The following is a 13,049-nucleotide window of genomic DNA, read 5'->3' on the forward strand; positions in this document are numbered from 1 at the left end:
GCAATGAGAAATATTTTAAAACAAACGAACAGATATTTGGCACTTCCCTTGCTAGCAGGTGTCATGCTGACTTCCTGTACCGATTTGGAAGTAGAGCCAACTGATTCATTACTGGCGGAGGGTTTCACGGGAATTGAAACCGCTGAGGCCGCATCCAGCCAGGTGACTGCAATGTACAACGATTTGTATGGCTATTTTGGCACGCAGGCTAACCTGTATGCATTGAATGAAGTAACCACAGACGCCCTTTTGGTACCCACCAGAGGTTCCGATTGGGGTGATAATGGAATTTGGAGACAATTGCACCAGCATTCCTGGACTCCCGAGCACCAATATATTTTAGGTGTTTGGAACGAATGGAACGGATTGCAATTGCAGGCCAGCGAAGTTTTGGATTCTAGATCAGCTTCCTCAACCGAAGCGGTTGGTCATGCTGCCTTCATCAGAGGACTGTCCATGTTCATTATCTTGGACAACTTTGGACAAGTACCTTACAGGGACACTGAATCTGCAGACCCATTGGGAGATCCAGATGTTTTGACTGGTGAGGACGCTGTATCCTTTATTTTGAGTGATTTGGATACTGCTATCTCCAATCTGCCAACATCATCTGCTGGTGACGACAATTCAAGAGCTACCAAGGCTGCCGCTAGATACTTAAAAGCAAAAGTACTTTTGAACAGACATATCTACAATGGATCAGGAACTCCTGATTCGGCTGATATGACAGAAATCATCTCTTTAGTAGATGGTATTGAAAGCGATGGCTATGAGTTGGCTGACAATTACTTCGACATCTTTGTACCAGGAGGTGACACTGAAACTATTTTTTACGTACAGGCTTCCGCAGGTGCCAGAATTTTCAACACTTTGCACTATAACTCTACCGAGTTAGGTGGTGGTGGTTGGAATGGATTCAGCACCTTGGCAGAGTTTTACGACTTGTTCGAAGGAGATGCCAACAGCAACAGAGGCCTTAACGATGGCACCTTGCAAGATGGTCAAGAAACCCGTAGAGGATTTGTTCCTCCAAGCGGAATTGCCTTTGATGGATCTTACGGTACTGACGAAAACAGCGATGGCATCGTTGACGGTTCCAACGTTGGATTCGGATTCTTGATTGGACAACAATATGGTCCAAACGGTGCAGCCCTAGAAGATAGAAATGGCAGCCCATTGAGCTTCACCAGAGATTTCTTTAGTGCTGTAGACGGACAACCAAGCTTGGTTGACAACAACGAAGTAACGGGTATCCGTGTAATCAAGTACAACCCAAGGGATGGTGCTTTCGCTAACCATATCATCTTCTTCAGATATTCAGATGCGTATTTGATGAAAGCAGAAGCTATGATGAGAAGTGGTGGTGACCCAACCGCTATGATCAATGAGTTGAGAACCCTTAGGGGAGCTGCTCCTCTTGGAACAGTTACAGAGCAAGATCTTTTGGATGAAAGAGCTCGTGAGCTGTACACTGAAGGTTGGAGAAGAAACGATTTGATTCGCTTTGGGCAGTACACCAAAGATTGGGACTTCAAAGAAGCTGACGCTGTGGGCAACCCAAATCGCCAATTGTTCCCAATTCCATCTGCACAACTTATTCTTAATCCTAACTTGGTGCAGAACCCAGGATACTAGTAATTCAAAGTTTAAGCTGTTTAATATAGGAAGAGACCACCGATTGGTGGTCTTTTCTTTTTGCATTGTACATCATTAGTCAATTATTAATTCTTTCTTAGAAAAACATTAGTGTATTTGATGTCCGCCATGCAAAGTAATTATTTATATTACCCCCTGCTATTGAAGAAAGAAATGAAAGGACAGTTCTGGATACTTTTTGGAGTCTTGACGACCTTAATAAGCTGCGGTTCCCAACAACAGGAGACTCTCTTTGTGCTGAAAGAAGCCAAGCAAACAGGTATCACTTTCAGCAATAGCCTAAAACAAACTCCTGAACTTAATATTCTTAACTACCTTTATTTTTACAATGGCGCTGGGGTCGCTTCTGGAGATTTCAATAGCGATGGACTGCCCGACCTATACTTCACCTCCAATCAAGGGGAAGACAAACTATACCTCAATCAAGGTAATTTTAAGTTCAAGGATGTTACCAAGGAATCCAACCTAATGAATAATGATGGATGGACCACTGGGGTAACCCATGCCGATGTCAACAATGATGGTCTGCTGGATATTTACGTTTGCAAGGTCGGAGATCATGGCATTATTCGTGGGCAAAACCTACTCTACATCAATCAAGGGAACAACGCAAAAGGTATCCCAACATTTAAGGAAGAAGCCCAAAAATATGGTCTGGACTTTATAGGCTATGCTACCCAAGCTGCCTTTTTCGATTACGACTTGGACGGTGATCTGGACATGTACCTCCTTAACCACTCCGTAAACCCCAATCGTTCCTACGGAAAAGGGGCCAAAAGAAAAATCGTCGATTCCATGTCGGGCGATATCCTTTTTGAAAACCAAAATGGAGCTTTTATCGACGTATCCAAGAAAGCCGGTATCTTTCAAGGAACCATCGGGTATGGACTTGGGCTTGCCATAAGCGACATCAACAATGACGGTTATCCCGACATTTATATTGGTAACGACTTTTTTGAAAATGACTACCTCTACATCAACCAAAAGGATGGCACCTTTAGGGAAATCATCTCCGAGAACGACCAGAAGCTAGGACATACCACCCACTTTTCCATGGGGAACGATATTGCCGATATCAACAACGATGGCCTTTCCGACATTCTTTCGTTGGATATGCTTCCCGAAGACCTGGAAACCTATAAAACATCTGGGTTGGAATACGCCTATCCAGTGTATCAGCAGTTCCTAAAGAATGGTTTCGCTCCCCAGTACATGCAAAACACCCTTCACTTGAATCTGGATGGGGAAAATTTTGGGGAAATTGCCAACCTGAGCGGTATCGATGCCACGGAATGGTCCTGGGGCGCCCTATTTGCCGATTACGACAACGACGGGTTCAAGGACCTATTCATTTCCAATGGCATACAGGGGGTAACCAATAACATGGATTATATCAACTATATATCCAATGAAGAAATCCAACGAAACATTGAAACAGGGCTATCGGACAAGGACATGGAACTGATTGACCGGTTGCCCAAAAAGAAAGTGCAGAACTATTTTTATAAAAACAACGGCGGGGCTCATTTCAATAATGTCACCAAAACGTGGGGGCCTCAGATAGATTCCTACAGCAATGGATGCGTATATACTGATCTGGACAATGATGGGGACCTTGATATTGTAGTGAACAATGTCAACCAAGAAGCCTTTGTGATGGAAAACACCCTAAGCGAGGGGAATTTCATCAAAATGGCCTTTAAAGGAAGTGAAAAAAATACCTTTGGTATAGGCACCAAGGTTATTATGTTTCGACAGCAGGGAGTATCGGTTCAAGAAAACATCCCCACACGCGGCTTTATGTCCGCCAAGGACAATACCTTAACCTTTGGTGTTGGCAACGATTCCATAATTGATTCGCTCCATGTGGTTTGGCCATCAGGAAAGTTTGAAACGCTGAAAAACGTAAAAGCCAATCAACTTTTAAAAGTTGACCATTCCAATGCCAGTGGCAGTTATTATGAAAAACCCTTTAAAAAAGAGCAACTACATTATAATCCGTCCTCACGCAACCTCAATTTTGTGCACAAGGAATACCCCACCTTGGACTTTGATCGGAATCCATTGGTTCCATTTGCCCATTCAAATGAGGGACCTTCGGTAAGCGTAGCCGATATCAATAATGACGGATTGGACGACGTCTTTATTTCTGGAGGCAAAAAACAGGGTTCCAAACTCTATCTTCAAGATCAACAGGGAAACTACAACGACCATCAACCAGAACTCTTCGAAGAAGATGCCATAGCAGAGGACGTTGACCAAGTATTTGTGGACGTAGACAACGATATGGACCTCGATATTGTGGTGGTAAGCGGCGGAAACGAGTTTACAAGCGGCAACCCATTACAGCCGAGATTGTATCGCAACAATGAAGGGATACTGGAGAAAGACAACAACGCCTTCCATCAAATAGAAATCAACGCCGCTAAGGTAGATGCTGTAGATATAGACAATGATGGCGACATGGACCTCATGATTTCATCCAATGCGGTTTCGACCAAATTTGGGGAGAAAAGCCAACAATACCTTCTCCAAAATGACGGTAAGGGCAAATTCCAAAACATCACCGCTTCATTTGCTCCACAATTGCAAAATTTAGGCAACATTAAAGACTTTGTTTGGCAAGATTTGGACGGAAATGGCTATGTAGATCTTATTGCCGCAGGGCACTGGAATCCTATCTCCATCTTTTTGAACGATGGCAAAACACTATCCCTCCAAAAAAATAATGGACTCGACAACACCCATGGTTGGTGGAACACACTAGAGCTTGCAGATTTTGACAACGATGGCGATCTGGACATACTGGCCGGAAACTGGGGCCTAAACACCAAATTTGACGCTTCCGTTGAAAAACCAATCACTTTGTACATCAACGATTTTGATGACAATGGGTCTATTGAGACTGTTGTGACCCATTTTCATGGGGACCGGGAGACTGCCTTTGCCTCAAAGGATGAGTTGGCCAAACAAATGCCCTTTTTGAACAAAAAATTCCTGTTTTACGAAGACTTTGCCAAAGCATCCTTGGATGAACTCTTTGGAAAAGACAAATTGAATGAAGCTATCCAAAGAAAAGTATATCTGCTAAGCACCTCCTATTTTGAGAATGATGGCAATAACAACTTTACCCTAAGAACATTGCCCCATTTGGTACAGTCATCTTCGGTAAACGATATACAGTTAGTAAAAAACGATCAAGGAAAGATTAATGAAATATTAATGGTGGGCAATAATTTTGAGATAAGCACTCAACTTGGTAGATTGGATGCTTCACACGGATTTTTGTTGCAGAATGACGACAGTGGCAACATTAGCTGGGAGCGTAGTCTGGGCATTTCCGGTGCAGCCAGAAAAATTGCAAAAATAAACAACAATGGGAACGAAGAATTCATCATTACGATGAACAATGCTGCTCCCATTTTTTTGGTTAAAAAAAAGAACGTTAGATGAAACTGAAATATATCACCCTATCCCTTGTACTACTAGGTCTATCTGCCTGCAACAGCAAAAAAGAAGACCAAACCGCACAAGAAGCGAAAAAAGAGACCCTTTTCACGTTGCTCTCACCTGAGGAAAGTGGCGTTACCTTCATCAACAAAGTAGAGAACAGAAAGGATTTCAACATTTTCAAATACCGAAACTTTTACAATGGTGGAGGCGTGGCCATCGGCGATGTTAACAACGACGGGCTTCAGGATATTTACCTTACCGGAAACATGGAACCCAACAGACTTTATCTCAACAAGGGCAACATGAAATTCGAGGATATTTCCGAGCAGGCCGGGGTACTGGGGAACAAACCTTGGTCCACTGGGGTGGTTATGGTGGACATCAACCACGATGGCCTTCTGGACATCTATGTCTGTAATGCCGGAAACATGGAAGGCAATAACCACGATAACGACCTCTACATCAACAATGGGGATTTGACCTTTACCGAAAAAGCAGAAGAATACAACTTGGCCAAAACAGGCTTTACCACACATGCCTCCTTTTTTGATTATGACAAGGATGGCGATTTGGACGCCTATATCCTCAACAACAGCAACATCCCCGTTAGCAGCCTTGGTTATGCGGAACAACGAGACGTAAGGGCGCAAGACTGGGAAGGTGTTCCAGATATTTTTAAGGGTGTGGGCGATATGTTGCTGCGCAATGACGACGGTAAATTTGTGGATGTCAGCGAAGAAGCCGGCATCTACGGAAGTCTTATCGGATTTGGTCTTGGTGTTTTGGTCACCGATTTTAATGGAGACCTTTACCCAGATATCTACGTATCCAACGATTTTTATGAAAGAGACTACCTCTATATCAACCAAAAGGATGGCACTTTTAGTGAGGAAATCAACGACTGGACCTCCCATTTGAGCCTATCCGCCATGGGAATCGACGTGGCCGACATCAACAATGATGGACATAACGATATTTTTATCACCGATATGCTTCCGGAGAAAGAGCATCGGGTAAAATCAGTGATGGAATTTGAAGGGTACAACGTATTTAACCTGAAACAGAATAAGGATTTCGGACAACAGTACATTCAAAATACCTTACAGCTCAACAATGGCAACGGCACTTTTTCCGAAGTTGCCTACTACAGCGGCATACACGCCACCGATTGGAGCTGGGCCGGCCTTATGTTCGATATGGACAATGATGGTCTTAAGGACATTTTTATCACCAACGGTATCAACCACGACCTGACGGATTTGGATTTTGTGGATTTCTTCGCCAACGAGATTGTGCAAAAAATGGCACTGACCGGAAAAAAGGAGTCCATAGACTCCATCATCAACAAAATGCCCATAAAGCCACAGCCCAACTATGCATACAAGAACAATGGCGATATTTCCTTTACCAATGCAAATGAGGAATGGGGTTTTGAGCTCCCCTCCCGCTCCAATGGTGCCGCCTATGGCGATTTGGACAATGATGGGGATTTGGACCTAGTCATCAATAACGTGAACACTCCCGCTTACATTTATAAAAACAATACGGAGTCCCAGTTGAACAATAACTACATACAGCTCAAATTCAAAGGACCCCAAGGCAACCCTTTTGGTGTGGGCACTTTGGCCAAGCTTTATTTCGATGGAAATATTGTCAACCAAGAATTGATTCCCTCAAGAGGATTTCAATCCTCCATCCAATACGATATGACCATTGGACTGGGAAAAACCGCCCAATTGGATTCCATTCGCATCGTTTGGCCCGATGAACGAACCCAGAAATTTGAAAACGTACAAGCCAATCAAGTCCTGAATGTAGAACATGCCAATGCAACCGAAACCTACGTCCTTCCAAAAAAGGAGGTGAAAAAATCCTATCTCAAGGAAATGGATGCCAATTTTGCGGCTGCACATCAGGAGGATAGCTACAATGATTTTGATTACGAAGGATTGATTTCCCACAAACTTTCCCAAGAGGGACCCTCCCTTGCGGTTGCCGATGTTGACGGCGATGGCAACGAAGACTTCTTTATTGGAGGCGCCAAAGGTCAGCCTGGAATCGTATACCTGCATCGAGGTAATGGCAGAATATCTGCAAAAAACAGTGCTTCCTTCGAAGCGGACAAGAATTTTGAGGACGTGGCCGCAGCGTTTTTTGATGCTGATGGCGATGGGGACCTCGATTTGATCGTTGGCTCTGGAGGCAACAACGTGGGCATGGAGCGTACATACGTTGCCCGACTGTACCTCAACGATGGCAATGGGAACTTTTCAAAATCAGGGAACGAACTGCCATCCACCTATAAAAACATCGCGACCATAGCACCGCATGACTATGACGATGACGGTGACATAGATCTATTTATAGGCTCCCGAAGCGTAGTTGGCGTGTACGGAATCTCTCCAGACCACCTGTTATTGGAAAATATGGGTGATGGCACCTTTACCGATGTTACCGAACGGTTGGGGTACGATTTAAAAGATGCCGGAATGGTGACCGATTCCCAATGGCAGGACATGGACGGGGACGGTAAAAAAGATTTGATCGTCACCGCAGAATGGGACACCCCAAAAATCTATAAAAACACGGGGAGGAGATTGACCAAAATGGACAGCTCCCTGGACAGCCTGTACGGATGGTGGAACACTGTAGAGACTGCAGATTTGGACGGTGATGGCGACCAGGACTTGATTCTGGGCAACCAAGGTCTAAACCTACATTACAAGCCCACGGAATATGCCCCGATGAAACTCTACATCAACGATTATGACAACAACGGGACCATAGAGCAGATTATGACCCTTCAGGAAAATGGAGGGGATTATCCCATTCACCAAAAAAGGGAACTCACCGAACAATTACCCAACCTCAAAAAGCAAAACCTCAAGGCTTCTGATTATGCCCACCGGACCATTCACCAATTATTCCCGGAGGAGGTAATGGCCAAATCGATAGTGAAAAAAGCGGAAACCTCAGCATCAGTAATCGCCATAAATGAAGGTAACGGTAAGTTTATGATCAAAAATCTTCCCGCTCGGGTACAGTTGTCCTGCGTTTGTGATATCACTTGTACCGATGTCAACAACGATGGCAATTTGGATTTGATCATGGCCGGGAACAACTACGAATTCAAACCGCAATTTTCCCGATTGGATGCCAGCCAAGGCAATCTCCTTTTGGGCGATGGGCAGCTTGGCTTTACATGGCAAGATTATGAAACCAGTGGATTCAAAGTTCGGGATGAAGTAAAATACCTGAAGCAATTCAAGGACAAAAACGGAAAAACTTACGTTATTGCGGCCGTAAACAATGACAAACCAAAGATTTTTGCCATCAATGAATAGGTTTCTCATCATAGCGTTGATTACCCTTGGTACGGTCTCCTGCAAAAGGGAAGGGAGTCTTTTTGAAAACCCCGAACCCCAAAAAACAGGAGTTGAGTTTACGAATACCCTCACCCCTACTGATGATTTGAGCATATTGGATTACCTGTACTTCTACAACGGAGGAGGCGTATCCATCGGCGACATCAACAATGATGGCTTGCCGGACATCTTCTTCAGTGGAAACCAAGTCAAGAACAAATTGTACCTCAACAAGGGAAACCTACAGTTTGAGGACATCTCGACCTCCGCAGGAATAGAAGGCAATAGCAGTTGGAATACCGGCACCACCATGGCCGACATTAACGGGGATGGCTTATTGGACATCTACGTTTGTGCCGTAGTGGGCATTAATGGATTCAATGGCTTCAACGAGCTGTACATCAACAATGGAGACAATACCTTTACCGAAAGTGCCGCGCAATATGGGCTGGATTTCGACTCGTATAGTTCCAACGCCTCTTTTTTCGATTATGACCTTGATGGCGATTTGGACCTCTATCTTCTCAACCATGCGGTACATACCCAAAACTCCTTTGGACGTTTTGACCTGAGGTACGAACGTCGGTACGAAACTGGGGACAAACTGCTCCGCAACGACAACGGAAAGTTTACCGATGTAAGTGAAGAAGCCGGCATCTACGGTGGAATCAACGGATACGGACTTGGATTGGCCATTGCCGATTTTAATCAAGATGGCTACCCCGATATCTATGTGGGCAACGACTTCCACGAGGACGATTACTATTACCTCAACAATGGCGACGGAACCTTTACCGAAAGCCTTAAAAAATATTTTGGACATACCTCCCGATTTTCCATGGGGAACGACGTGGCCGACATCAACAACGATGGCCGCCCTGATTTTCTTTCCTTGGATATGCTTCCCGAAGACGAAGTGGCGTTAAAATCATCGGAAGGGGACGACAATGTCCAAACCCAAAAAATGCGCATCGACCGTTTTGGGTACCACTATCAGTTTACCCGCAACATGCTTTTTGTGAACCAACCCGATGGCAACTTCATGGAAACCGCCCTAATGAGCGGCATCGCTGCTACGGATTGGAGTTGGAGCGCCCTCTTTGGTGATTACGATCTGGACGGTCAACAAGACGTTTTTATTTCCAACGGGATTCCGAAAAGACCGAACGACCTTGATTTTATCAAATTTGTATCCACAGAACAAATCAAACAAAAAATAGACAATACTAAACTGGTGGACCAAAAAGCACTGGAGCTGATGCCTTCGGGCAATGTTCATAACTACGTATTTAAGGGAAACAAAGACCTACAATTTCAGGATATGTCCGAAATATGGGTGACCAAGGATACCCTGATTTCCTGTGCCACCGCAATGGGCGATTTGGATGGTGACGGTGATTTGGATTTGGTTACCAACAATATCGACCATCCCGCATCGCTCTACATCAACAAAACCAACGGAAAAGGCAATTACCTAAAGGTAAAGTTCGACTATACCAAGAATAATAGATTCGGTATTGGCACCAAGGTGTATGCTTACAACAAGGAAGGACTTCAATTTAAGGAACTGTTTACCACTCGCGGGTTTCAGGCCTCTTCCGAACCTATGGTTCATTTTGGATATGCCTCGGACCAGCCTTTGGATTCCTTAAAAATTATTTGGCCCGATAAAACCTATCAAGTGCTGACGAATGTCAACTTGAACCAAACATTGACCATAAAGCCATCCAATACCCAACCGTTTGATTATGGTAGCCTTAGGGCAAAGAAACAACCGATGTTTACTCCCGTGGACAATACATTGGGCTTGGACTTTACCCATGTGGAGGACAATTATACCGATTTTAACCGTGAAAAACTGATTCCCTATCAGATTTCCGATAGAGGTCCCGCCCTTGCCATTGGGGATTTAACAGGCGATGGAAAAGAAGATGTCTTTTTTGGAGGGTCCAAGTACATATCCTCCCGATTTTTTGTGCAACAGGATTCCATTTTTGTGCCCAAAAGTTTTGCTAGCCTTCAAAAAGACTCCATCAAAGAGATAGTTTCCGCGAGCATTGCAGACTTTGACAATGACGGCAAGAATGATATTATCACCAGTTCCGGCGGCGGTGACTTTTATGGAACTTCGGAGGCTCTTTTAGATGCTTTTTACGTACAAAAGGACACTGTATTCGAAGCCGTAGCACTACCAGAAATCTACCAAAACTCCTCGGTCGTCAAACCTTTCGACTTTGATGATGATGGTGATTTGGACGTGTTTATTGGTGGACATACGCTAACCGGTAAATTTGGAACCCTGGCCACATCGGTTTTGCTCGAGAACCAAGGAGGCAAGTTTGAAGCCAGAAAAGAGTTTGAATCCTTGGCCAAAGGGATGGTTACCGACGCCATTTGGAGCGATTTTGATGGGGATTCCATCATCGACCTTATTTTGGTCGGGGAATGGATGGCCCCAAAATTCCTAAAATACCAGAACGGAACTTTCACCGAAGTGGCACAATTGGATTTGACCGGACTTTGGCAGACCATTGAACCCTTTGATATGGATGGTGACGGGGACATGGACTACCTTTTGGGCAACTGGGGCACCAATTCCAAGTTTAAGGCATCCAAAAAACACCCCATGAGGCTTTATTTCAACGATTTTGATGAAAATGGTCAGACCGAGACCATTACAGCCATGGAAAAGAACGGGAACTATTATGCCTTGGAAACCTTGGACGGACTGGCATCGCAATTGGTCTATCTCAAAAAGAAATATACCACCTACAAATCCTTCGCCGGACAAACCATCGAAGAAATTTTCGGTGAAGATGCTTTGGATGCATCGACGCTGTTGGAAGTAAACACCTTACAATCGGGCTATGCCAGAAACGACGGTGGCACATTTACCTTTGTCCCGTTCAACAATGCGCTTCAGGTATCTCCCATAATGTCCATTCTAGTGGACGATTTCGATGGGGATGGCAAAAAGGAAGCACTTTTGGGAGGTAATTATTTTGGGGTAAAGCCCTACCACGGCAGATTGGACTCGTTTCCGGGCGCCCTTATCAAAAATGAAGATGATATCGTTTTAGGAAACCAACTTGGGTTGGATTTTACCAAAAAATCGGTTCGTCATCTACAAACTTTTACAGTACAAAATCAAAAATATGTGTTGGCCGTCTTCAATGATGATGCAGCACAAGTATATAAAATCAATAAGTAATCGTTAGGCCATGATAAAAAAAGGAATACTACTGATCACAGCCATTTTGCTGGTTTTGGCATCTTGCCAGAAAAAAGAGGAACCCATTGAAATTTCTCCGGAGGAATTGCACGCTTCGGTGGACAAGGTCATTGAGATCATGATCCATGATATATTTTCCCCGCCCGTAGCCAGCAGAATTTTTGCGTACCCCAACATTGCCGCTTACGAAATTGTTGCCTTAAAAAATGACAAATACAAGTCGTTGGCGGGCCAAGTAACCGATTTAGGAAACATTCCCGCGCCTAAAAATGAGGAAAACATCAATTTTGAAATGGCCGCTTTGGTGGCCCACATGGATTTGAGCAAGCGTCTCATTTTTTCGGAGGAGCGGATGGAGACTTTCCGGGACAGCTTGTACACCATTTGGATGGAGAAAAATGAACCCATGTTTAATGCCTCCAAGGCTTATGGATTGGAAGTGGCGGATTTTATAGGGGAATGGATGAACAAGGACAATTATAAGGAGACCCGCACCATGCCCAAGTTCTCCGTGAATTCGGACGATCCTTCGCGTTGGCAGCCCACTCCCCCAGCCTATATGAACGGTATTGAGCCCCACTGGGAAAAAATCCGTCCTTTTGCCATCGATTCAGCTCAGCAATTCAAGCCCATACCCCCACCAGAGTTTTCCATGGAAGAAGATTCACAGTTTTACAAAGAAGTGATGGAGGTTTACGAGGTTCGCAAAAACATGATCGGTAAAGGTGATAAATCAGAAGAGATTGCCATTGCGCAATTTTGGGACTGTAATCCCTACGTTTCCGTAACACGTGGACATTTAATGTTCGCCACCAAAAAGATTACCCCCGGAGCGCATTGGATCGGCATTACCAAAATTGCATCCCGGAAAACAAATTCCGATTTTGCCAAAACCCTTTATGCCTATACCAAGACCTCCATTGCCATTGCCGATGCCTTTATCAGCTGTTGGGACGAAAAGTACCGAAGCAATCTCATCCGCCCGGAAACCGTCATCAACGAGTACATCGACGACAGTTGGGAGCCAGTGTTGCAAACCCCGCCATTCCCAGAATACACAAGCGGGCATAGTGTAGTCTCCGGAGCTGCGGCTATTGCGCTGACCAGTATTTTTGGCGATAACTTTGCCTTTGATGATGATACAGAAGTAGCCTACGGCCTTCCGGTACGTTCTTTTTCCTCGTTTAACCAAGCATCCGACGAGGCAGCATTGAGCCGAATGTACGGTGGTATCCATTATAGGGCGGCTATCGATGTTGGGATAAAGCAAGGTAGGGACCTAGGGAAATTTGTGGTCGATAAATTGGACATGACAAAAGGCTAATCCGTATTTTTGCTCCTTA

5 protein-coding genes are annotated in these 13,049 nt (G+C 44.5%); all 5 read left to right on the top strand.

All coding sequences use genetic code 11. From position 1 onward, the window contains the following. Positions 1-3: 3 nt before the first annotated feature. A complete protein-coding gene (locus GGE08_RS00305) occupies positions 4-1,635 on the top strand; it encodes a RagB/SusD family nutrient uptake outer membrane protein (protein ID WP_179382927.1) in 1,632 nt (543 codons plus the stop codon). 162 nt (positions 1,636-1,797) lie between these two features. Beyond that, on the top strand, positions 1,798-5,109 hold the full coding sequence (locus tag GGE08_RS00310) for a VCBS repeat-containing protein (RefSeq protein WP_306456966.1): 3,312 nt from the start codon (positions 1,798-1,800) through the stop codon (positions 5,107-5,109). Further along, positions 5,106-8,453, top strand: a complete 3,348-nt coding sequence (locus tag GGE08_RS00315; protein WP_179382928.1) for a CRTAC1 family protein — start codon at positions 5,106-5,108, stop codon at positions 8,451-8,453. The genes GGE08_RS00310 and GGE08_RS00315 overlap by 4 nt, the downstream gene beginning before the upstream one ends. Further along, on the top strand, positions 8,446-11,685 hold the full coding sequence (locus GGE08_RS00320) for a VCBS repeat-containing protein (protein ID WP_179382929.1): 3,240 nt from the start codon (positions 8,446-8,448) through the stop codon (positions 11,683-11,685). The genes GGE08_RS00315 and GGE08_RS00320 overlap by 8 nt, the downstream gene beginning before the upstream one ends. A 10-nt stretch (positions 11,686-11,695) precedes the next feature. Beyond that, entirely contained in the window at positions 11,696-13,030 is a 1,335-nt protein-coding gene (locus GGE08_RS00325; RefSeq protein WP_179382930.1) for a vanadium-dependent haloperoxidase, read from the top strand. Positions 13,031-13,049: the final 19 nt, after the last annotated feature.

It is taken from the genome of Allomuricauda sp. ARW1Y1 (genome assembly GCF_013407935.1).
Lineage (GTDB): Bacteria > Bacteroidota > Bacteroidia > Flavobacteriales > Flavobacteriaceae > Flagellimonas.